The organism is Enterococcus raffinosus, assembly GCF_018917525.1.
GTDB classification, from domain to species: domain Bacteria; phylum Bacillota; class Bacilli; order Lactobacillales; family Enterococcaceae; genus Enterococcus_A; species Enterococcus_A raffinosus_A.
The window spans coordinates 1-22,461 of sequence record NZ_JAHLOS010000006.1; the positions used below are offsets into that span (position 1 = coordinate 1).

At 42.3% G+C, this 22,461-nt stretch carries 21 protein-coding genes and 1 riboswitch; all 21 genes read right to left on the reverse strand.

Annotation, left to right across the window (positions count from 1 at the left end; all coding sequences use genetic code 11):
• Positions 1 to 381: 381 nt before the first annotated feature.
• Positions 382 to 531: riboswitch (adenosylcobalamin (AdoCbl) riboswitch) on the reverse strand.
• Positions 532 to 574: 43 nt separating this feature from the next.
• A complete protein-coding gene (locus tag KQI58_RS05900) occupies positions 575 to 1,150 on the reverse strand; it encodes a cob(I)yrinic acid a,c-diamide adenosyltransferase (protein WP_216407335.1) in 576 nt (191 codons plus the stop codon).
• Positions 1,151 to 1,174: 24 nt separating this feature from the next.
• Entirely contained in the window at positions 1,175 to 2,086 is a 912-nt protein-coding gene (locus tag KQI58_RS05905) for a helix-turn-helix transcriptional regulator (RefSeq protein ID WP_216407337.1), read from the reverse strand.
• A gap of 246 nt (positions 2,087 to 2,332) precedes the next feature.
• Positions 2,333 to 2,959 carry an orotate phosphoribosyltransferase gene (pyrE, locus tag KQI58_RS22590; protein ID WP_253295809.1) on the reverse strand — a complete coding sequence of 209 codons (627 nt, stop codon included), beginning with the start codon at positions 2,957 to 2,959 and terminating at the stop codon, positions 2,333 to 2,335.
• Positions 2,960 to 3,676, reverse strand: coding sequence for an orotidine-5'-phosphate decarboxylase (pyrF, locus tag KQI58_RS22595; protein ID WP_253295810.1), 717 nt, complete (start codon positions 3,674 to 3,676; stop codon positions 2,960 to 2,962). It lies immediately after the preceding gene.
• A gap of 136 nt (positions 3,677 to 3,812) precedes the next feature.
• Entirely contained in the window at positions 3,813 to 4,739 is a 927-nt protein-coding gene (locus KQI58_RS05915; RefSeq protein WP_216407339.1) for a dihydroorotate dehydrogenase, read from the reverse strand.
• Positions 4,739 to 5,527: a dihydroorotate dehydrogenase electron transfer subunit gene (locus KQI58_RS05920; protein WP_437177498.1), complete on the reverse strand. Its 789-nt coding sequence runs from the start codon at positions 5,525 to 5,527 to the stop codon at positions 4,739 to 4,741. The genes KQI58_RS05915 and KQI58_RS05920 overlap by 1 nt, the downstream gene beginning before the upstream one ends.
• Before the next feature lie 33 nt (positions 5,528 to 5,560).
• Positions 5,561 to 8,743 (reverse strand): carbamoyl-phosphate synthase large subunit, encoded by a 3,183-nt coding sequence (gene carB, locus KQI58_RS05925; protein WP_216407343.1) that lies wholly within the window; start codon positions 8,741 to 8,743, stop codon positions 5,561 to 5,563.
• On the reverse strand, positions 8,744 to 9,823 hold the full coding sequence (locus KQI58_RS05930) for a carbamoyl phosphate synthase small subunit (protein WP_016180209.1): 1,080 nt from the start codon (positions 9,821 to 9,823) through the stop codon (positions 8,744 to 8,746). It lies immediately after the preceding gene.
• 4 nt (positions 9,824 to 9,827) lie between these two features.
• The gene (locus KQI58_RS05935; RefSeq protein WP_216407346.1) at positions 9,828 to 11,108 is read right to left on the reverse strand and encodes a dihydroorotase; all 1,281 of its coding nucleotides are present in this window, start codon (positions 11,106 to 11,108) and stop codon (positions 9,828 to 9,830) included.
• A gap of 13 nt (positions 11,109 to 11,121) precedes the next feature.
• Positions 11,122 to 12,048 carry an aspartate carbamoyltransferase catalytic subunit gene (locus KQI58_RS05940; RefSeq protein ID WP_216407348.1) on the reverse strand — a complete coding sequence of 309 codons (927 nt, stop codon included), beginning with the start codon at positions 12,046 to 12,048 and terminating at the stop codon, positions 11,122 to 11,124.
• A gap of 33 nt (positions 12,049 to 12,081) precedes the next feature.
• Positions 12,082 to 13,353 carry a solute carrier family 23 protein gene (locus KQI58_RS05945; protein ID WP_216407350.1) on the reverse strand — a complete coding sequence of 424 codons (1,272 nt, stop codon included), beginning with the start codon at positions 13,351 to 13,353 and terminating at the stop codon, positions 12,082 to 12,084.
• A gap of 37 nt (positions 13,354 to 13,390) precedes the next feature.
• The gene (pyrR, locus tag KQI58_RS05950) at positions 13,391 to 13,927 is read right to left on the reverse strand and encodes a bifunctional pyr operon transcriptional regulator/uracil phosphoribosyltransferase PyrR (RefSeq protein ID WP_016180205.1); all 537 of its coding nucleotides are present in this window, start codon (positions 13,925 to 13,927) and stop codon (positions 13,391 to 13,393) included.
• 386 nt (positions 13,928 to 14,313) lie between these two features.
• Complete coding sequence (locus KQI58_RS05955) at positions 14,314 to 15,222, reverse strand: RluA family pseudouridine synthase (RefSeq protein ID WP_216407352.1); 909 nt, start codon at positions 15,220 to 15,222, stop codon at positions 14,314 to 14,316.
• Positions 15,215 to 15,676 (reverse strand): signal peptidase II, encoded by a 462-nt coding sequence (gene lspA, locus KQI58_RS05960; RefSeq protein ID WP_049219112.1) that lies wholly within the window; start codon positions 15,674 to 15,676, stop codon positions 15,215 to 15,217. Before lspA ends, KQI58_RS05955 begins: the two co-directional genes overlap by 8 nt.
• A gap of 2 nt (positions 15,677 to 15,678) precedes the next feature.
• Complete coding sequence (locus KQI58_RS05965) at positions 15,679 to 16,380, reverse strand: CBS domain-containing protein (protein ID WP_016180202.1); 702 nt, start codon at positions 16,378 to 16,380, stop codon at positions 15,679 to 15,681.
• A gap of 450 nt (positions 16,381 to 16,830) precedes the next feature.
• Positions 16,831 to 17,337, reverse strand: a complete 507-nt coding sequence (locus tag KQI58_RS05970) for a DUF2922 family protein (protein WP_216407354.1) — start codon at positions 17,335 to 17,337, stop codon at positions 16,831 to 16,833.
• A 31-nt stretch (positions 17,338 to 17,368) separates the two neighbouring features.
• Complete coding sequence (locus KQI58_RS05975; protein WP_016180200.1) at positions 17,369 to 17,752, reverse strand: hypothetical protein; 384 nt, start codon at positions 17,750 to 17,752, stop codon at positions 17,369 to 17,371.
• A 371-nt stretch (positions 17,753 to 18,123) separates the two neighbouring features.
• Complete coding sequence (locus tag KQI58_RS05980; RefSeq protein WP_216407356.1) at positions 18,124 to 19,266, reverse strand: acetylornithine transaminase; 1,143 nt, start codon at positions 19,264 to 19,266, stop codon at positions 18,124 to 18,126.
• On the reverse strand, positions 19,263 to 20,012 hold the full coding sequence (gene argB / locus KQI58_RS05985; protein WP_216407358.1) for an acetylglutamate kinase: 750 nt from the start codon (positions 20,010 to 20,012) through the stop codon (positions 19,263 to 19,265). The genes KQI58_RS05980 and argB overlap by 4 nt, the downstream gene beginning before the upstream one ends.
• 42 nt (positions 20,013 to 20,054) lie before the next feature.
• On the reverse strand, positions 20,055 to 21,248 hold the full coding sequence (gene argJ / locus KQI58_RS05990) for a bifunctional ornithine acetyltransferase/N-acetylglutamate synthase (RefSeq protein ID WP_216407360.1): 1,194 nt from the start codon (positions 21,246 to 21,248) through the stop codon (positions 20,055 to 20,057).
• Between the two features lie 22 nt (positions 21,249 to 21,270).
• Positions 21,271 to 22,302 (reverse strand): N-acetyl-gamma-glutamyl-phosphate reductase, encoded by a 1,032-nt coding sequence (gene argC, locus KQI58_RS05995; protein WP_216407362.1) that lies wholly within the window; start codon positions 22,300 to 22,302, stop codon positions 21,271 to 21,273.
• Positions 22,303 to 22,461 lie beyond the last annotated feature (159 nt).

Below are 22,461 nucleotides of genomic sequence, written 5' to 3' on the forward strand. Positions count from 1 at the left end.
CTCTTTGAACTCAGCCTGTGAAAACGCTTCATTAGGCTAGGCTTTTTTGAGTGCACCTTCTTTCAGTTCTTTAGGGTAGAAAACGTGTTACTTTACTCTTGACTTATTACCACTAGACTTAAATAAAAAAGACACTCCAAACAATCATTCATTGTCTGGAGCGTCATTGCTCTGCATCATTACCACCTTGTAAAGACTGGTTATTTAATTGTAAAATTTCAACAAAAGGGAGTCAGCAGTACATCCTTGTACCTGTAATCTCTTTCCGCTTTGAAAGACCAGCCCATCCCCCATTACTGTACAGCAATGTACAATAAAATGGCAAACATAGTTATCTTATTTTGGTTGGGCTGGATCTTTTATCTTAACAAGGGTTTGTAAAGAAAACATCCTGCTTTGCAACGAAACAGCATGCCCGTTAATGAAAAAGTAAAAAGATCTGACTTCAAAGCAAGCTTTGCTTCTCACAGTGGCGGCACCGTACCAGAATTTCACTGGTTTCCATTTATCTTTTTCATAAAATAACTATTATCGACCTACAGATAAAATAGCATAGTTCGTAAGCGAATACAATCTATAAGTCCGTACTTTTAATCTTATGGAAAACTTTTTCACCTCGCTCGTAAAAGATATCTTCTTGCTTCTCCCGCGCATTGATGACTCTAGCCAATGCATAAAAATAATCAGACAAACGGTTAATAAAAATGACGATTTCATTATTTAAAGTAGCTGTCCAGCTTAAAGTAACTATGGATCGTTCTGCTCTTCGGGTGATCGTTCTGGCGACATGCAGCATACTTGCAATTGTTGTTCCACCAGGTAGAATGAAACGTTCAATTTCCGGAGCTTCATCGGTATAGCGATCAATTCGTTCCTCCAGCCAGACAGAACTTCCAGAATACAGACGACCTTCCGTGCTGGCGCTTTCTGGCGTTGCTAAATCTGTTCCAAGATCAAAAAGCATTTGCTGAATTTCTTGCAGCTCCTCTGTGATTTGTTTGTCTTGCGTTTCTGAAATAATGTAACCGATCCATGAATTTAATTCATCGATTGTTCCATAGCTTTCCACCCGATCAGAATCCTTTGCGACCTGAGCGCCCCCAACTAACCTTGTCATACCCTTATCGCCTGTCTTTGTATAGATTCGCATATTCATCTCTCCTTTTGTAAGCTGTTAAACAGTCATCGTTCGTTCCAACGGTAGATATTTTTCGATATTTATTTCTTTGCGAAAGCTAGAGGGAGATTTTGAAGTGATGTCCCTAAAACTCTTGCAGAAATAGCTTGTTTGTGAAAAGCCGACACGTCGGGCAATGTCATCGATGCTCAAGTTTGAATGACGGAGAAACTCTTTGGCTTTGATTACTCGCTGGTATTTTAAATAGGTTACAAAATTCATCCCTAGTTCCTTTTTAAAAAGCTTGCTGAAATAGTACTGACTTAGATACACCTTGTTTGCGACCTCTTCTAGACAAATTTTTCGATGAAGATTTTTTTCGATATACTTTACTGCATTGATAATTTCTGCTTTTTTAGGAAACGTCTCGATCATTTCATTGGCGTCTCTTAACTGTCCAACATCGATTTTTCGTTTAGGGTTCGATGTGGTTAAGGTACTTTGAGCAAGGTTTACAAACAAGTCAACAACTTTTTCCAATCTTTCTGCTGAAAAATAAGTTTCCGTGTTCAATTGATCAGAAAGCATACTAGTCTGATTTTCTTCAAGCAAAGAACGGTTCTGTATCTCTGCCAATCGTCCAATAATGATATATCCGACTAAAATATTGTTGATATAAACTGGCAGTGGAACATGGGTAAAACCTGCATGACACAGGTATTTATTGATGACTCCTCTTTTTATGGGATGAATCATCTGATGCATTTGGCAACTTTCACAGGCTACTTTTTCTTTAGCGGTTGATTTAATCTTTTCACACGGGCAATGACTTTCAGGAATCGCTGATTGTCGATCCCCGTTGATATCAGCAATAAAAAAACAAATACCGACTGCTAGAGAATAATCCCTCATCAAATGGAACAGCTGTGGCTCCTTTTCCTCACTTAGTATGAAATAGCTCTTACTCATGCTCCCATCCCTTTCTAAAAAAAGACAAAAAGAGACTTAGTATCAACAAGTTTGTTGATTGCTAAGCCTCTTTGCTTACTTAACTAAATCGTCCATGATTTAATTTATTTGATTTTCTAATCGAATTGTATTTCAAGTGAACACTTTACCACGTTGTAAAGTGCTTTCAAGAACTTACCGACATTATATACTAAATAAAAATAATCGGCTATAAAAAAATTATTAAATAACGAATTTTGTATTTGATTAGCTCAACCAGTTCTCAGGATCTTTCCGCCATTTTTTTAACAGCTCAAGCTGCTCCTGATTGATGTAATTTTCTTGTAAGGCACTTTCAATCAAGGTTGAATAGTTGGTTAAGGTAACTAATGGTGTGTTAGCTTCTTCAAAATTCTTCTTGCCCTTAGCTAGCTCATAAGTGAAGATTGCTGCAACTCCTAAGACATCTGCGCCTTCGCGTTTTGCCGCGGCTGCTGCTTCTAAAACACTGCCTCCAGTAGAGATCAAGTCTTCAATCACGACCATTTTCTGGCCTTCCGTAATCCGTCCTTCGATTTGGTTGCCGCGGCCGTGATCTTTGGCTTTACTGCGGATGTAAACCATTGGTAAATCTAGGATTTCCGCTACCCAAGCAGCATGCGGGATACCTGCCGTTGCTGTTCCTGCGATGACTTCTACATTGGGGAATTCTTCCTTTATTTTTGCTGCTAAGCCTTGCGCGATGGCACGGCGTACTTCTGGATAGCTCATGGTTACACGGTTATCACAGTAAATAGGTGATTTGAGTCCGCTTGCCCAAGTAAAAGGCTCGTCGGGACTTAAAGAGACTGCTTCGATTGATAATAAGTCTTTGGCGATTTGTTCTGCGATCATTTATGCTTCACCGTTCCATTCTTTTTTGATTTGTAAGTAACTTTCATAAGGATTTTCAGCTTGCGTGATGGGTCTTCCAACTACGATATAATTTGAGCCGATTTCACGGGCTTTCGCAGGTGTCATTACCCGTTTTTGGTCGCCGACGCTGGCCCCTTGCGGACGGATTCCCGGCGTTAAGCAGATAAAATTAGCATTTGTTGCTTGATGGATTTTTTCTACTTCATGGGCCGAACAAACAACGCCTTCTAATCCAGCTTTTTCTGCACATTTTGCGTAATGCAGCACACTTTCTTGCAGACTGACCTCAATTAGCTGATCCTCATGCATTTGTTCTTCGCTGGTAGAGGTTAATTGGGTAACAGCGATTAATTCAGGAATCGTTTGACCCTCTTTTGTTCCTTCAGTCAGACCTTGCTTAGCTGCTTGCATCATTTCCACACCGCCGGCTGCATGGACATTCGTGATTTTCACGCCCATCTTCGCGATTCCCCGCATTGCTTTTTGTACGGTATTAGGAATGTCGTGGAGCTTCAAATCAAGGAAAATGTCATGTCCTTGACTACGTAGAAAATTAACGATTGCTGGTCCTTCTTGATAAAAAAGTTCCATCCCGATTTTCACGAATAGTTTTTCGCTGATGGGAAAATGGGTTAAAAAGGTGTCGATTTCCTTCTTTGAAGCAAAGTCAAAAGCAATAATCGGTCGATTTTCCATTAGAACCCTCCCTTTCTCATTTTAGTGTATTTATTTTTCTTTGCAGAAAAATAAGTCTGATTTTCGAGCCGCATACCATTCAACTAGATTTCTGTCGCTGATATTGGATAAACGAATCGCTGTATTTCGCTCTATGTTAACTGCGAAAAGTTGAACTGGCAACTTCTTGTCGTAGCTGTTCCAATGAATCAATGCCAAGTTCTGCCATGCGAATCGGCAGTTCTTCGATCAGTTTCGGACAAATGTATGGATCAGTGAAATTGGCCGTTCCAACTGCTACGGCACTGGCACCGGCCATAAACATTTCTAAGACATCATCGACGGTTTGCACACCGCCCATGCCGATTATCGGCAGTTCGCTAACGGCAGCCACCTGATTGATCAGCCGGATCGCGACTGGTTTGATGGCTGGACCGGATAAGCCGCCGGTTCTATTTGCTAAGATTGGTTGGCGCGTTTTTAAGTCGATACGCATCCCTAGCAATGTATTGATCATAGTGAAGCCATCCGCTCCGCCTTTTTCAATGGCTTTAGCGATCGGTACGATATCGGTCACGTTGGGACTTAATTTGACGTAGACCGGAACAGTGGCGACTTCCTTGACCGCTTTCGTTAGACGATAGGCTACTTCAGGGTCGGTCCCAAAAGCGATTCCGCCGTGTTTTACATTTGGGCATGAAATATTTAATTCAATGGCTTTGACGTTTGGTGCGTCACCGATTTTAGCGCAGACTTCGACGTAGTCTTCTTCGCAAGCACCTGCTACATTCGCGATGATTGGCAGTTCTTGATACTTTTCTAAACTTGGTAGGATCTCCTCTAGCACGACATCCATGCCGGGATTTTGCAGACCAATCGCGTTTAACATCCCGCTTGGTGTTTCCGCTACGCGCGGAGTTGCATTACCAAAGCGTTCTTTTGGTGTAGTCGCCTTGATCATGATGGCGCCTAATTGATTCAAATCATAGTAATCCGCATACTCCTTGCCAAATCCGAAGCATCCGCTTGCCGGCATAATCGGATTCTTCAGGTCTAACCCGGGTAGTTTCACTGCAATACTCATTAAAAGATGACCTCCCCTGCTTGGAAAACGGGCCCGTCTTCACATACTTTGACACTCTTGTTTTCATCCTCAGGTACATGACAGACGCATGCATAGCAGGCGCCCATCCCGCAAGCCATGCGGGATTCTAATGAAAGCTGCACATTGTCAACTTCACTGTACAATTGTTCGACTGTTTTTAAAAGACCGTTATTGCCGCAAGCAAAGACCGCGTCTGGTTGGCGTTCTTCTGCCAGTAATAAATTACCGACATTGCCTTGGATACCAAACGTTCCATCATCAGTTGAAAATTGCGTCTCACCTAATGCTTGGAATTCATCCGCATAATAAACCACTTCCTGTGTCCCAAAGCCTAAGAAATGGATGACCTTTACCCCTTTTGCCTTAAGCTCTTTTGAAAGCTGGTATAAAGGGGGAACTCCAATCCCGCCACCCACGATAAAGGCAGTGTCTCCGGCATTCAAGCTGTCGATTTCAAAGCCATGACCTAATGGTCCCATCACATCCAGTTGATCGCCAGCGGACATTTCAGAAAAATAGCTGGTCCCATCACCTTCCACACGATAAATGATCGTGCAGGTGCCTGCAGATTGGTCGTATTGATTAATACTAATGGGACGGCGTAATAATAAATCACTTCTTGGTACGCGAATATGCAAGAACTGCCCCGGCATCGTCATTTCTTTGACTAATTCTCCGGTTAAAACCAATTCATAGATTCTCGGTGCTAACTCTTGTTGACGAACAATCGTCATCATTTCCTGCTTCATAACGGCCTCCCTATAAATCGCCAGAGTGAAGCATGCTCCACTCTGGATGAATTAAATTTCTTGGATTGAAAATGCGCGTGATTCCATGACTCTTAAGATGGCATCCGCTGTGTCTAAGGATGTGAACAATGGTACACCGTGCTCAACTGCTTCGCGGCGAATGATAAAGCCGTCTTCGGATGAATTTTGGCGATTTTTATCGGTCGTATTGATGACCACTTGCGCTTTGCCCGTGCGAATCAAATCAATCACATTGTGATCGTCTGATTCAGAGATTTTCGCGATTCGTTCCGCACTTAAGCCGTTTTCTTCTAAGAAATTGGCTGTCCCTTCTGTCGCAACTAAACTGTAGCCGACAGCCTTGAAGCGTTTTGCCAAATCTAGCGCTTCATCCTTGTTTTCATCAGCTACCGTGAATAGGACTGCGCCGAAATCTGGTAAATGTAAGCCGGATGCTGCGAAGGCTTTATACAGGGCTTTTGCCAAATTGCGATCGGTTCCCATGACTTCACCCGTTGATTTCATTTCAGGTCCTAAGTAAGTATCAACCTTTTGCAGCTTCGTGAAGCTGAAGACTGGTGCTTTGACGTGAACCATGTCGCTTTCAGGATAAAGGCCATCTTCATAGCCGAGATCCTTCAGGCTTTGGCCTAAGATTGCTTTTGTTGCGATCTGCGCCATCGGAATATTCGTGATTTTACTCAAGAATGGCACCGTTCGACTCGCACGCGGATTGACTTCGATGACAAAGACTTCATCGTTATGGATGACAAACTGAATGTTCATCATGCCGATGCAGTTCATGCCTAATGCTAACCGGCGGGTGTAATCTTCAATTGTTGCCTTCAACTCATCGGAGAAGGTTTGTGGTGGATAGACCGCCATCGAATCGCCTGAGTGAACCCCTGCGCGTTCGATATGTTCCATAATTCCTGGGATCAAGACGGTTTCACCGTCACAGATGGCGTCTACTTCACATTCCTTACCGACTAAGTAGCTGTCGACTAAAACAGGATGTTCTGGAGAGGCTTTAACCGCGTGGGCCATATAGTCTTCCAAATCGGATTGGTTTTCAACGATTTCCATCGCCCGTCCGCCTAAGACATAGCTTGGACGAACCAAGACTGGATAACCGATTCTTTCAGCGATCTTAACTGCTTCTTCCGCGCTCGTTGCTGTATCACCTGGCGGTTGCGGAATGGATAGACTTTTCAGCACCTGTTCGAACTGATCACGGTCTTCCGCGCGGTCTAAGTCTTCGATGGTTGTTCCTAAAATTTTAACCCCATTGTTAACTAAAGGTTCAGCAAGATTAATCGCGGTTTGTCCACCGAATTGGACGATGACCCCGATCGGTTGTTCTAACTCAATCACGTTCATCACATCTTCAAGGGTTAACGGCTCGAAGTAGAGCTTGTCTGATATGGAGAAATCAGTCGAAACTGTTTCTGGATTGCTGTTCATAATGATCGCTTCATAACCAGCTGCTTGAATCGCTTTTACCGAGTGGACGGTCGCATAGTCAAACTCCACTCCTTGCCCGATTCGGATCGGACCTGAACCAAGAACCAGGACAGATTCTTTGTCAGAACGAACACTTTCATTTTCAAATTCGTAGGTACTGTAAAAATATGGCGTTTGAGATTCAAATTCTGCCGCACAAGTATCTACCATCTTGTAGACTGGAACGATTTTTTCGGCGGTTCGGAATTCCCGCACTTCATTTGCTGTCATATCCCAAAGCTGAGCGATCTTCACATCCGCAAAACCATTCTGTTTGGCTTTCTTCAATAGCTCAACATCTTTTTTGTTTTGGGCTAAAGCTGTTTCTAATTCAACGATATGAAGCAGCTTATCTAGGAAGAAAAGATCGACTTTGGTTAGCTCATTGATTTCTTCGATTGAATAGCCGCGACGAATCGCTTCAGTTAGATAGAACAAGCGATCATCTTGTGCCTTGACCATTTTTTCAGTAAGGGCTTCATCAGTCACTTCACTTAATTCTGGCAGCTCCGCATGGTAAGTTCCAATTTCTAGTGAGCGAACAGCCTTCAGTAATGATTCTTCGATGTTCCGGCCGATCGCCATGACTTCACCGGTGGCCTTCATTTGTGTGCCTAAGACACGTTCGCCGCTTTCAAATTTATCAAAGGGCCAACGCGGGATTTTCGCAACGACGTAATCTAATGCTGGTTCGAACTCGGCATAAGTGGTTTCCGTGACTGGATTTTTCATTTCATCCAGCGTCAAGCCTACCGCGATTTTCGCCGCTAGCTTCGCAATTGGATAACCTGTCGCTTTACTTGCTAGAGCGGATGAGCGAGAAACCCGCGGATTTACTTCGATTACATAGTAGTTGAAGCTGTATGGGTCAAGGGCCAGCTGTACATTACAGCCGCCTTCGATTTTCAATGCGCGGATGATCGATAAGGAAGCGTCCCGCAGCATTTGATATTCATAGTCAGATAATGTTTGGCTTGGTGCGAAGACGATTGAATCACCGGTATGAATGCCGACTGGATCGAAGTTTTCCATGTTACAAACCACGATGGCATTATCGGCAGAATCCCGCATCACTTCATATTCGATTTCCTTGAAGCCGGCGATTGATTTTTCAATCAAACATTGCGTCGCAGGTGAAAGCTTCAAGCCGTTTTCAGCGACAGTCCGAAGCTCTTCTTCGTTGTCACACATCCCGCCGCCAGTGCCGCCTAGTGTAAAGGCTGGACGAACGATGATCGGGTAACCGATGGTATTGGCGAAGGCAACCGCCTCTTCAACGGTATTCACGATCTCAGATTCAGGAATTGGTTGGTTCAACTCTTCCATCAATTGCTTGAACAAGTCGCGGTCCTCTGCTTGATCGATCGCCGATAATTTTGTTCCCAGCAATTCGATTTTTAACTCATCTAAAATGCCTGAATCTGCTAATTCCATTGCCATGTTCAGGCCAGTTTGCCCGCCTAATGTTGGCAGGATCGCATCTGGCAATTCTTTGCGTAGGATGCGAGAAACAAATTCGAGCGTGATTGGTTCGATATAAACACTGTCCGCGATTTCTTTGTCGGTCATGATTGTTGCTGGGTTTGAATTCACCAGAACAACTTCATAGCCTTCTTCTTTTAACGCTAAGCAAGCTTGTGTGCCGGCGTAATCAAATTCCGCGGCTTGTCCGATCACGATAGGTCCAGAACCGATCACCATGATCTTTTTAATATCTGTACGTTTTGGCATTTATGCTTGCTCCTTCCATGCATCCATCATTTCCATAAACTCATCAAATAAATGAACCCCGTCATGTGGTCCCGGTGCAGCGTCTGGGTGATACTGAACGCTGAAGGCTGGGTAATTCCGATGACGAACCCCTTCAACCGTGCCGTCATTGACCTCTACGTGGGTCACCATTAATTTCTCTGGATCAATTGTTTTTTCATCCACTGCAAATCCATGATTCTGTGAAGTAAAATCGATACGACCGGTAGCGATTTCCCGTACCGGATGATTCAGTCCGCGGTGTCCAAATTTCATCTTGTAAGTATCTGCACCGTTGGCTAATGAGAACAGCTGGTGTCCAAGACAAATCCCGAAAATCGGGACTTTTCCTTGAATCTGCTGAATCATTTCGATTGCTTCTGGCACATCTTTCGGATCTCCAGGACCATTGGTCAGCATCACGCCATCTGGACAAAGGTCTAAAATCGTTTGAGCATCAGTGTTATAAGGCATCACAGTCAAATTACATTCGCGACGTGATAATTCTCGCAGAATACTGTGTTTTAGACCGAAGTCGATCACGACCACATTGCGGCCTACGCCTGGGCTTGGGTAAGGAGTTACTGTAGAAACTTGTGCAACTTGGTTCGTTGGTAAGACCGTTGCTTTTAGTTGATCAAACGAATGTTCAAACTGATCGGCTGGATCAACAATGCTGCCTTTCATGGTTCCAACGCTGCGTAATTTTTTCGTTAATGCGCGGGTGTCAATTCCGGAGATTCCGGGAATCCCTTTGCGCTTCAAAAATTCGTCTAACGTCATTTGGTTGCGCCAGTTGCTGGCTAAGCGGGCGTGTTCTTTTACGATCACGCCTTTACAGGTGGGTGCGATGGATTCATAATCATCGCGGTTCACGCCATAATTTCCGACCATTGGATAGGTGAAGGTAATGATTTGTCCATTGAAGCTTTGGTCCGTAATCGTTTCTTGATAACCGGTCATACTTGTGGTGAAAACCACTTCGCCGACCACATTTGCTTCAGCGCCGAAGCCTTCCCCTTCAAATACTGTGCCATCTTCTAATATTAAAAGTCTTTTCAACGTCTTAGTCCTCCTTGTTGTATACCAACTGACCATCCACGAAGGTCATCAGTGTCGCACCCTTGACTGGCCAGCCAGTGAAAGGCGTGTTCACTCCTAATGAAGCAAATTTTTTGTCATCGATTTTTTCTTCGTGACTAAGGTCAAATACCGCGATGTCCGCTGGCTGACCAATGTTTAAGGTTCCCACCGTCATTCCGAAAATCTCTGCTGGCTTGACTGCCATCCAATCAATCACTTGTTCTAAAGTAAAGCGTCCTGTTTCAACAAAGTGTGTATAGATTAATTGGAAGGCCGTTTCGCTGCCGACGATTCCGAATGGTGATTTCAAGAAGCTTTGATTTTTCTCTTCGAAGCCGTGAGGCGCATGGTCGGTTGCGATACAGTCGATCGTACCGTCAAGCAACCCTTCGATCAAGGCTTCGCGGTCTTCCACTCCGCGTAACGGTGGATTCATTTTCCAGTAGCCGTGATCCTCTGGAATATTTTCATCGACTAAGATCAAGTGATGCGGAGAAACTTCTGCGGTTACGTGCACACCGGCTTTCTTCGCGTCGCGGATGACACGCACACTTTCTTTAGTGGAAACGTGGCAAACATGGTAGTGTACGCCGGTTTCCTCTGCTAAGATCAGGTCTCTAGCGATTTGTGAAGATTCAGTCGCACTTAAAATGCCTGGTAAATCTAACTTTTCGCTGATTTTCCCGTGATGCATTACGCCGCCGAATAATAAGGATTCATCTTCGGTGTGAGCGACGAGCGCCATATTATTTTCCGCGGCTTCCTTCATGGCTAGATACATGGTTCCAGCTGTTTGTACCCCTACGCCATCATTCGTGAAGGCGAAGGCGCCGGCTGCTTTCAAGCCTTTTTGATCGGTTAAGGTTTCGCTGCGAAGCTCTTCCGTGATTGGTGCGTATTGATGGACTTTTACGACTGCATCCTTATCAATGATCGCTTTTACGTCGTTGAATTTTTCGACGGTGTCAGGAACAGGATCAAGATTCGGCATCGCGCAGACTGTTGTGTAGCCGCCGCGAGCTGCCGCCTTTGAGCCATCCTTGATGGTTTCTTTATAAGTAAAGCCTGGTTCTCGTAAATGAACATGAACATCAACTAAACCTGGTGTAATTAATTGATTGTTTGCGTCGTACTCTTGATCAAACGAAATGCCCGAAAAGTCTTTGCCGATACCGGCGATAATCCCGTCCTCTAGCCAAAGGTCACATGCCATTGTTTGATTGTCTTTTGTTACGATCTTTCCATTTTTAATTAATGTTTTCATATTATCTGCCCCTTTACGCTTTTCCATTAAGTACTGCTTCTAAAATAGCCATCCGAATATAGACACCATTGGTCATTTGCGGAACGATTCGTGACTGTAAACTTTCAACTAAACTGTCCGCAATTTCGACATCACGATTCACAGGTGCTGGATGCATGATGATCGCTTTTTCTTTCAATTGTTTCCCGCGTTCAATCGTTAACCCGTATTTTTGATGGTACTCTTCTTTCGAAAAGCTTTCCTGTCCATCATGCCGTTCGTGTTGTACTCTTAAGAGCATCATGACATCCACCTCTGGTACAAGCTCATCCAAAGGACGGTAAGTGCCGTAGACATCAAAGCTTTCGTCATACCATTCTTCCGGTCCGGAAAAGAACACTTCTGCACCCAGGCGTTTCAGCATTTGCATATTAGATTTTGCGACGCGCGAATGGGTAATATCCCCTGCAATCACGACTTTTAATCCAGCAAAGCGGCCAAACTCTTGATAAATCGTCATTAGGTCAAGCAAACATTGCGTTGGATGCTGCCCACTGCCGTCCCCGCCGTTGACGATCGAACATTGAATCGTTTTGCTTTGGATTAATTCATCGTAGTAATTTTCATCCCCGTGACGAATCACCGCGACATCAACACCTAGTGCCGACATTGTTAACACAGTATCGTACAATGTCTCGCCCTTTTGAACCGAGCTGGTTTTGGCGTCAAAATCAATCACATCAAGTCCGAGTTTTTTCTCAGCGACTTCAAAACTTTTATGGGTCCGGGTGCTGTTTTCAAAGAAAAGATTAGAGACAAAATATTGGTCCTTGTGGGGTGTCCAGCGCGCACCTTGTTTGAACTGCTGCGCTCGGCGAATCAGTCCCATTACCTCTTGATCGGTTAGAGCTTCGACGGTCAATAAATGTTTCAGACTGATCTCTTCAGACTGGATGATCATGAAATTTCCTCCTTTAATTCCTAGATAAAGTGATTATTTCTCGCTACGTGCCTGTTCCGGCAAGATTAAGTTCAAGATAATTCCTAAAACTGTGGCTAATGCCATGGCAGATAAGGTGAAGGTTCCTGCTTCAAAGACCAAACCGCCAATACCGATGACAAGGATGGTTGAAGCGATCAATAGATTCTTTTTCTTATCAAAGTCAATTTTGTTTTCAATTAAGATTTTCAATCCGCTAGCTGCGATGACTCCGAACAAGATGAAGCTGATACCTGAGATCACCGGCCCTGGGATACTTAAGATCAAGGCACTGAGTTTGCCGACAAATCCTAGTAAGACTGCGAAGACTGCTGCACCGCCGATAACGAACACACTGTGAACACGAGTGATCGCAAGGACACCGATGTTTTCTCCGTAACTGGTTACTGGCGGTCCGCCTACTAGGCCTGCGACGATTTGTGCTAATCCATCGCCCATCAATGTGCGATCCAAACCAGGATCTTCGAAAAAGTTGCGTTTTGTCAGCTTGTTCAAGACCATCAAGTGACCGATATGCTCAGTCATGGTTACGAAGGCGATAGGCGCCATCGTGGTAATCGCATTGACGTACAACTTTGGCTGATAAGTGGCAAATGGTACGCTGAAAGCGGGCATTGCCAACCATTTTGCGTCGATGATCGGTTGATAGTCGATGATGCCGAAGATCATTGCCGTTACATAGCCGCCAACAATTCCTAACAGGATTGGGATCAAGCCTAAAAATCCGGTGAAGAACATGTTGAAGAAAATCGTTAAGGCTAGAGTAATCAAAGCAACTAACACATATTTGAAGCTGTATTCGCCATTGTTATACATGGCATTCTGTGCGGCGTTGCTGGCTAAGCCTAAGCCGATAACCATGACAACTGGTCCAACAACGATTGGCGGTAAAATTTTATCCAACCAGCCCGAGCCAATTTTTTTAATAATGAAGGAAACGATCAAGTAAACCAAGCCGCAGGTCAAAGCACCTTGAGCGACTGCTGGATAACCATCACTCTTCATTAATAATTTCATCGCCGCAATAAAGGCGAAGCTGCTGCCTAAGTAAGCAGGTATTTTGCCTTTGGTTACAGTCAGGTAAACCAATGTTCCTAGCCCTGAACTTACCAGTGCGATACTCGGATTGATTCCGACTAAGATCGGTACCAAAACCGTTGCACCAAACATGGTGAATAAGTGTTGAATACTTAAGCCGACCCAGTGTCCTGCACTTGGGCGATCGTGAATATCTAAAACAACGTCATCATTATGAAACTCTTGCATGAAACTTCCTCTTTCTAGTGTCTAAACATTTGTCTGATTAGTCTTCTTTTTGAATTAAGATGCGATCTTGTCCGTCGTTTTCTTCCATTTCAACGACGATTTCTTCCGTTAAAGCCGTCGGAATATTTTTTCCGACATAATCGGCACGAATCGGTAATTCGCGATGTCCGCGGTCGACTAAGACGGCTAATGAGATGCGGTTTGGACGACCTAAATCGATGACTGCGTCTAGCGCTGCGCGAATCGTTCTGCCGGTGAACAAGACATCGTCGACCAAGATTACTTCTTTGCCCTCAATTGAAAAAGGAATATCTGATGAATGTAATTCCGGTTCAGCTTCCGCTACATTCACATCGTCCCGATACAATGTAATATCCAACTCCCCAACCGGGACATCGATGTGCTCCAATTGCTTAAGGCGTTCTGCGATTCTTTGTGCGATAAAAATCCCGCGGGTTTTGATCCCGATCAAGACGATATCCTGAACCCCCTTATTTCGTTCGATGATCTCGTAAGTAATCCGAGTCAACGCTCGTTTCATTGTTACCTCATCTACTACCTCTTTTTTATACATCCTGTCTCCTCCTTATTTGTTTTAATGAATTAATTTTTCAGGGAAAAATTAGTTCGATTCAAATGCCGTATATCATTCAACTAGAGTGTTCACGCGGATGATCGGCTCAGCTTTTGGAACTAGTTTCTCTTCCTAAAGTAAACTGCGAAAAGTTGAACTGACATCCTTATTCGTTTAAATGCCTTTATTTTTCGCAAAAAAACTCCTACCCGTAGTTAGGTAGGAGGAATGTTATCGACTTCGTCAAAATGATAGTGTTCACCTAGGCGCACCTAGTCTAAATCACTATCTACTTCCTTCTTAGCCTCACGGGACTACTCTTAAAGGATTACTATTTAGTTATTTATTTCTTACTACAGACACTATACTATTCCTGATTTAAGAAATCAATCTTTTTCTTTTAACTGTTTCAAAGTTTTTTTGAAAATTTCTGGCAGCGGTGCTTCAAAGACCATCATCTCGCCTGTCGTAGGGTGTTCAAAGCCCAATAATTTCGCATGCAAAAATTGTCCATTGCCCTTCAAGGTTTTCTTTGGCCCATACAAAGGATCGCCAGCGACTGGATAACCGATGTATTGCATGTGTACTCTAATTTGATGAGTACGCCCCGTTTCTAGCTGTAATTCAATTAACGTGAAGCCTTCAAAACGTTTCAAGACTTCAAAATGTGTCACAGCCGGTTTACCGTCTTCGATCACGGCCTGCATTTTTCGATTAACTTTTGAACGACCAATTGGTGCTTCGATTCGTCCCTTTTCGTGAGGAATCTCTCCGTGAACTAGCGCCACATATTTTCTTAAAGAGGTTTTATCTTTCAGCTGTTTCGCTAATGCTTCATGGGAGCGGTCATTTTTCGCCACCATCAATAAACCTGAAGTATCCTTATCGATACGGTGGACGATCCCTGGGCGAATCACATCATTGATCGTTGATAGGCTTTTGATTTGATACAATAATCCATTCACTAGCGTACCTTTGGGATGGCCTGCAGATGGATGGACCACCATGCCTTGAGGTTTATTTACCACCACGACATCGTCATCCTCATAGACAATATCCAAATCTAGATTTTCGGGAATAAGATCCAACTCTTCGGGTTCAGGAATCTCGATCAGGATTTTATCTCCAGCATTTACTTTGTAATTTGCCTTGATGACTTTGCCTTCAATGGAAACATGTTGTTCCTTGATCCATTGTTGAATCTGTGAACGAGAATAATCAGCCAGGCGGTCATTCAAGACCTTATCGATCCTCCCGGTTTCTTCTTTTATCATTACTTCAATTTGATTAGTCATTTTTCTTGTCTCTCTCATCTAATAGAATATAAATAAAAATCATAATGACACCTATCACTAAAGCCATGTCAGCGATATTAAAAATTGGAAAATTAATGAAATCCAAACGGAACATATCCACGACATAACCTAAACGGAAACGATCGATGAAATTACCGATGGCCCCAGCTAAAAAGAAGCTCAAGCCTAAGGTCAGCCATTTACTTTCTTGTAAATGTTTGACTAAATAATAAATCACCGCAACTACTGCAACAATCGTGATAACAATAAAAAAGATTTGCTGTCCTTCAAAGAGACTAAACGCGCCTCCGGTATTGCGAATATGGGTTAGTGACAAAATATTTGGAAGGATCGTTTGACTTTCACCAAAATTATACTGATTGACGATCCACCATTTGAACCATTGGTCGAGCGCGATGATTCCTGCACTTAATAATAAATAAATGACTAACAAGCTTATTGCTCCCCTTCTTGACTATAAATATCTCGCGGTCGAATAATGCCCAACAGATTGCCATCCGAATGTCCATCTTTAGTAATCAAGATCGCTTCTAAAATGGCTTCTGTCTGAAACATTTTTTCTACCTCAGAAACTTTTGTATCAGCTGAAACAAATTTGAAATTCGTGCGCTTGCCGTTTCCTAACAATAAATCTTCAGCTATACGACCCTTAAGACTAACTGAACCAGATAGACTAGCTTGAGCAAAATAAAACCCAATGGTTCTCAAAGTAATCAAGCCCATAAACTTTCCAGAGTCATAAACCGGAAACTGGGAAAAACGTTTTTCCGTGATGATTTTCATGATTTCTACCAATGGCAGATTTCGTTCAAATCCAGTGACTTTTTTACCAAACCTTGGCAACACCTTTTCTGGACGCAATAAGCTTTCCTCGATTTGTTTAATGCGTGTAACTGCCCAATCATTCGGCTCAGCAATAACAAAATCATCCGCCACTTGATCATGCACAATCGCATTGCGCAATTGTGCCAGCTGCAGCAAATCATTCTCGCTGTCGCCAATTAAGTTATCTCGCCGTTTTGATAAGCGTCTCACCGCTTCACTAAAGCTCATATTCACCGGATTGCCTAATTGCCGCTTTAGTTCCTTTTCAATCCGATTAAAGGTACTCAAAAAAATATCCGCCCGTTCTCCCATTCGACTGCTCCTTATTTCTTACTAATGAAATTTTTTCTTTTAAATCACCTAACTAGATTTTTCAAACGATTTCTGAAAAATTTTTTTTGATTCTAATTCAGGTAAAATTCGATAGCTCCAGTATAAGTGAAAAAAAGCGTGATGGAAAGTCTCAGGTGTGAGGAAAATTAGAAGTGAACATTTAGAGAAGTGTTTGAGGAATAAAGGTAAGTGAAATTTACTTGGTTCGCTGAACATTATGCAGCTGACTCTCAGCGAAGTTAATAAAACTATGAAAATCGGACTCGTCAAATAACCCGCTATTTCAGCAGGTTTAAAAATTCTGATTTTTTTCTTACACCAACTAAGCCTATTATTGTTGAATGTCCGCTTTATACCAACGTTGGATTTCTGATAAAGCAAACAAAGTTTTTATAAATGCTGTTTTTGTATTTTCTTTAAAATGATTGGTTAGCTTTTCAGTCTCTCAATCAATGTAAATTGATTGTCTTCAAGCCAAACATCCTCCAGCTCAGCATTGACGTGCATGCAAGCAATTAGGATCGAAGTCGTCTGTTGATCATTCAATTCTTGAAGATCAATTCCCTTAGGCAGTCCAATTTTTTGAATCAAAATATCTGGTTCTGGTCTTTCTTCTGTAATGATCAGATCCTCTGGAATTCGAATCAATTGTTTTTCAGACGCCGCACTTTTTTCTTGAAGCGTGTCTTCATCGTTTCGGTTATCAAAGATTTTTGACTCAGTGGTTTCGACAAATTTTGCTTCAACCGCTTTTTTGAAGAGTCCCACACCGTCTTGGTCAAATAGATCAACGATTGCTAGTTTTCCCAAAGAGGACTTGATTTTTTCTGTTGGCAAGTCACGATTGACGTCTTTGATACTAAAACGATGATAGTTTCCGTTGCTTTTTTCATATTTAACTTGTAATCTTATTCTCGTTTTGCCTATACTCTCCACCCCTTTTCTATTTATCCTGAAAAAATCAGCTTCATGAACCAACCAAGCTTTCCAAAGGCATTTTGGCAAAATGGGTATATAGTTTTTCTAGCTTATCGGCAATGAAATGTTTGACCGTAAATAATCTTCGTGATAACACTTTCCATTCTTTTTTATCAAAGTAATCTTCGAAAAAAATAGACAAACGACGCAATAAACGCGTATTTTTAGTTTTCATGAAGATATGTTTGACGATATCCACCATCATAAAAGAAAAATCGTCATTGGTTAATTCTTCTCGTACTTGCAGTACAAGTAAAAATTCCAAGGTATCTTTTGCATCGCCAGTTTCAAAATAGTATTTTCTGATTCGCTTTTCTAACGTCTTTCGCTTCAGTGAAAAAAGCTGATTTTTGTTTAATAGATGCTTCTTCATAAACATCCTCCTCTCTTTAGATTATCTATAGTCAAGTATTGGCTGCTCTTCCTCAATAGCTGTGCACCGCCGTTGCTAAAAGAGAAGCGCGTACAATTATTTTCTTAGTTAAGAATCGTTCGTGCTTATCTCACGCTTAAAAGATAGCTCTTTTTTTAACCGTTTACATTCCTAAATGTTTATTATTTTTTAAACATAATGATCATCACAAAACAATTCGTTGGTAGAACAAAGTTTATTTGATATTAAAATAACGATGATAAATTCTATCTTTGTTGAAAATGTTAGGTTATTCTATCAAATCACGCAAAAAATCCTCAGCATCGAATAAAATGCTAAGGGTTTTTTATGGATATTGAGTTAATATCGACCTATTTTAGTAATACAGAGTTAATAATTTCCAAGCCTTTTGTCAATTCTTCTTGGCTGATGGTCAAAGGGGGCAGTAGTCTAAGCACGTTTTTACCAGCTTTGATTGCTAAAAGATTTTGTACCTTCAACTCTTGAATTGTCTGTTGCAGCGTTTCTGGCGAATTTAATTCGATCCCCACCATCAAGCCTTTTCCTCGAACATCAAGAACTTTTTCAGATTTTCCACTCAATTTGATCAGTTCATCCATTAAATACCGACCTTTAACTGCAACTTCTGCTAAAAATTCCGGCTGATTGATTTCGCCTACTACAGTATTCGCCACACTCATCGCCAAATTGTTTCCGCCAAAGGTTGTCCCATGAGAACCTGGGCCAAAAGCTTCGGCTAGTTCGATTTTTCCTAACATGGCACCCACTGGAATGCCGTTAGCCAAAGCTTTGGCGATCGTAATGATATCTGGTTCGATCTGATAAGCTTCAAACGCGTAGAAGGTTCCTGTTCTTCCCATACCGGTTTGAATTTCATCAATGATCAATAAACTGCCGTTTTCTTTACATAGTTTTGCGACTGACTGAAGCCATTCTTTCTCCGCTGGTATGATTCCGCCTTCGCCTTGGATAACCTCCAACATGACTGCGGCCACGTTTTCATCTAACTGTTCCTTCAATGGAGCTAGTTCGTTGTATGGAAGATAATCAAATCCTTCGACGATCGGATAAAAGCCCTCTTGCAAAGCTGGCTGTCCTGTCGCACTCAAAGCCCCGTAAGTCCGTCCGTGGAATGATTGCTCAAAGCTAAGAATTTTCGAACGCCCAGTGGCCTTTCTAGCTAATTTAATCGCCGCTTCATTGGCCTCGGTTCCGCTATTGCAAAAGAAAGCCAAATAATCCTTTCCCTTGGTCAATTTTTCAGCTACCTGCTCTTGCAGATGATTGGAATACAAGTTCGAGCTGTGCCAAATTTTATCTGCTTGCTCAGCCAATGCCTGCATCACTTTTGGATTGTTATGACCTAAATTTGTGACAGCGATTCCGCTCATAAAATCCAGATAGCTGTTTCCCTCTTGATCATACACATAGCTTCCTGAACCCTTAATCAGATCAATCGTGTCTCTTGCATAATTTGGAAACAAATGACTCATGCAAAGACCCCCTCCTTTACGATTACAGTACCTGCACATTCGATACAATTGGTAATATGAACTTCTGAAACACCATTTTCTAACGCATCGACAGCACTATTTAGTTTAGGGATCATGCCCCCAGTAATCACTTTCGCCGCTTTCAATTGCTCAACTTCATGGATTGATAGTTTTTCAAGCCATTGTTCGTCTTGCTTCACTCCTGGTACATCTGTCAACAAATACAATACATCTGCTTCAAGGGCTTCAGCGATTTTACACGCAGTATCGTCCGCATTGATATTAAGCCATTGGCCGTTTGCTGTCATTCCTAAAGGAGCGATAATCGGAATGTAGTTCTTATGCAAAACCCCTTCAATAGCTGCCGGATTGATCTCGGTGATTTCACCAACATAACCCAATTTTTCTTGATCAATAAAGGTCCCTTGAATCATACTGTCGCTAGAAGCGTTCAGACCAATCGTGCCGAAGCCTTGTTGTTGGAATAACGTTGTAATCGTTGGTTGTACTTGGCCAATCAGAACCATTTGAGTAACCTTTAAGGCTTGTTCCGTTGTAACACGTAAGCCCTCTTTGATCATTACAGGGATATTCAAACGTTCCATCATTTCCGTGATGTAGTATCCCCCGCCGTGAACGATAATGATCTCATGCCCATGAGCTTGCCATGATTCAATTTGTTCAAAAAAATTATCTGTTAAATTATCACTGGCTACACCACCGATTTTTACGACTATCTTGCCCATTTTTTTCGCTCCTTAAATGAATTTATTCTATACCGGATATTTTTATGTGTGATACAACGCATTCACTTCGACATATTTATAGGTTAAATCACAGCCCCATGCTTGTCCGCTTTGCTCACCGATATTCAGATCAACGGTAATATTGATTTTTTCCTTCTCCAAAGTCTGTTTCATCAAAGCTTCGTCAAATTCCTGCGGCTGGCTGTTTTTCAATAATTGCTGATCGCCAATCCACATGTCTATTTTTTCAGGATCAGTGTGGGAGCCGGCATAACCGACTGCGCAAATGATTCGTCCCCAATTGGGATCTTCGCCGAACATCGCCGTTTTTACTAAACTAGAACCGACCACCTTCTTCGCGACTAAACGTGCCTCGCTGCCGTTCAGAGCACCAACTACTTGTGCTTCGATCAATTTAGTCGCGCCTTCGCCATCTTTGGCTATCTTCTTCGCTAACGTCTCACTGACTAGTTGAAACATCGCGACGAATTTTTCAAACGCTTCGGAATTTTTTTCGATCACAGGGTTTTCTGCCAAGCCATTGGCTAAGACCAGCACCATATCGTTGGTGGATGTATCCCCATCAACAGTGATTTGATTGAAGGTCGTTTCAGTTTTATCTGCCAAGACTTCCTGCAGCAGTTCCTCAGAGATTTGAGCATCGGTTGTAATGAATGCCAGCATCGTTGCCATATTCGGATGGATCATTCCTGAGCCTTTAGCTACACCAGCCATTGTTACCTGCTGACCATTGATTTCTTCCGTAATGACGATTTCCTTTGTCGCTGTGTCGGTTGTCAATATGGCTTCATGAAAAGCGTAGGGTTCTTGCTTCTGCAAATCAATGTTGCTAATTCCTGCTTCGATGATTTCCATTGGTAACTGTTTGCCAATCACACCAGTTGAAGCAACAGCCACACTCTCTTGGGCGATCTTCAAATGAGCTCCTGTTAATTCCTGCATCTCTTTGGCATTTTCCATTCCCAGCTTTCCAGTACAAGCATTAGCAATACCTGAATTGACTACCACTGCTTGAATGGTGGCATCCTTCATTGCTTCTTTTGTAACGAAAATTGGTGCTGCCTTCACTTGGTTTGTCGTATAAACTGCCGCAGCATTGGCAGGAACCTCTGAATAAATGACGCCTAAATCTTTCTTCTCTTTTTTTAATCCTGCATGTAAGCCAGTGGCATAGAAGCCTTTAGGACTGGCGATTGTTCCATCTATGATTTGCATACTCTTCACACTCCGACATTTTTTATGGATAAATTGGTACTAGGTTTAGACCAGTGGTTTCAGGCCAACCGGCTAGATGATTTAGATTATGAACGGCTTGTCCAGCGGCGCCCTTTACTAAATTATCCAATACTGTAACAACAGTAATGATATTGGTCACTTCATTGTAAGCTACTCCAATATCACAGAAATTCGAGCCAACGATCTGCCGCAAGTTCGGGTAAACATCTTGTGCTTGAACTCGGACAAAAGGCTTTTCTTGATAAAAGGTTTGAAAGATTTCTAAAACCTTTTCTTGAGTCAGCTTTTCCTTACTGCGAGCATAGGTTGTAATAAAAATGCCGCGAGTCACTGGAATTAAGGAAGTCGAAAATTGGATCGCTGGAATATTTTCATTCCATTGCTTTAATTGCTGCATGATTTCTGGAATATGCTGGTGACTGTTCATTTTGTACAGTGTCATATTTTCATTGCTGTTAACAAAATGACTAGACTCCGATAAATTCTTGCCTGCCCCGGATAAACCAGATTTTGCATCCACGATGATCGAATCGCTTTCGATGATGTCTTGCTGAACCAGCGGTGCCAAAGATAAAAGTGTTCCCGTAGCATAGCATCCAGGGTTAGCGATTAATTTTGACGAAGGTTCTGCATAAAAATCAGCTAGTCCGTAATGAGCATTTTGTAAAATTTCAAAGGGCGCACTTGAATTTTTATACCATTTTTCATATTGTCCATCTGTTTTTAATCGAAAATCACCTGAAAGGTCAATAACTGGAAAATCAGCCTTCACAAAAGTTGTGGCGATCTCTTTAGAAATCCCTGATGGTGTAGCAAAAAAGACTAAGTCTGACTGCTCCATGATTTTCGTAGAATCAATTGGTTCCAAAGGGAGGTCCAACAAGCGATTTAAATGGGGCAGATACTCATCGATATCTTTGCCGTTTTGCGAATGACTGTGAATAGAGCTGATCTCTACCTTAGGATGCTGCAACAGTATTCGGACCAACTCGATCCCACTGTAGCCCGTCACTCCGATAATCGAAACTTTCATATAAACCCCTCCTTTTCCTATTAATGATAGAAAGTTTCAAAAGACAAAACTTTCCTCTAATGTTCAAGCCGTATAGCATTCTTGGAATTGAATAATAATACGATTAGAAAGCTGCTATTTCTGACGATTATACGTGTAGTGTTTATACAAGTCAATGGT

Coding starts and splice junctions, on each gene's coding strand:
- KQI58_RS05900 (WP_216407335.1), bottom strand. CDS start 1,150: ATGCGAATCTATACAAAGACAGGCGATAAGGGTATGACAAGGTTAGTT.
- KQI58_RS05905 (WP_216407337.1), bottom strand. CDS start 2,086: ATGAGTAAGAGCTATTTCATACTAAGTGAGGAAAAGGAGCCACAGCTG.
- pyrE (WP_253295809.1), bottom strand. CDS start 2,959: ATGATCGCAGAACAAATCGCCAAAGACTTATTATCAATCGAAGCAGTC.
- pyrF (WP_253295810.1), bottom strand. CDS start 3,676: ATGGAAAATCGACCGATTATTGCTTTTGACTTTGCTTCAAAGAAGGAA.
- KQI58_RS05915 (WP_216407339.1), bottom strand. CDS start 4,739: ATGAGTATTGCAGTGAAACTACCCGGGTTAGACCTGAAGAATCCGATT.
- carB (WP_216407343.1), bottom strand. CDS start 8,743: ATGCCAAAACGTACAGATATTAAAAAGATCATGGTGATCGGTTCTGGA.
- KQI58_RS05935 (WP_216407346.1), bottom strand. CDS start 11,108: ATGAAAACATTAATTAAAAATGGAAAGATCGTAACAAAAGACAATCAA.
- KQI58_RS05940 (WP_216407348.1), bottom strand. CDS start 12,048: ATGATCATCCAGTCTGAAGAGATCAGTCTGAAACATTTATTGACCGTC.
- KQI58_RS05945 (WP_216407350.1), bottom strand. CDS start 13,353: ATGCAAGAGTTTCATAATGATGACGTTGTTTTAGATATTCACGATCGC.
- pyrR (WP_016180205.1), bottom strand. CDS start 13,927: ATGTATAAAAAAGAGGTAGTAGATGAGGTAACAATGAAACGAGCGTTG.
- KQI58_RS05955 (WP_216407352.1), bottom strand. CDS start 15,222: ATGACTAATCAAATTGAAGTAATGATAAAAGAAGAAACCGGGAGGATC.
- KQI58_RS05965 (WP_016180202.1), bottom strand. CDS start 16,380: ATGGGAGAACGGGCGGATATTTTTTTGAGTACCTTTAATCGGATTGAA.
- KQI58_RS05975 (WP_016180200.1), bottom strand. CDS start 17,752: ATGAAGAAGCATCTATTAAACAAAAATCAGCTTTTTTCACTGAAGCGA.
- KQI58_RS05980 (WP_216407356.1), bottom strand. CDS start 19,266: ATGAGTCATTTGTTTCCAAATTATGCAAGAGACACGATTGATCTGATT.
- argB (WP_216407358.1), bottom strand. CDS start 20,012: ATGGGCAAGATAGTCGTAAAAATCGGTGGTGTAGCCAGTGATAATTTA.
- argJ (WP_216407360.1), bottom strand. CDS start 21,248: ATGCAAATCATAGATGGAACAATCGCCAGTCCTAAAGGCTTCTATGCC.
- argC (WP_216407362.1), bottom strand. CDS start 22,302: ATGAAAGTTTCGATTATCGGAGTGACGGGCTACAGTGGGATCGAGTTG.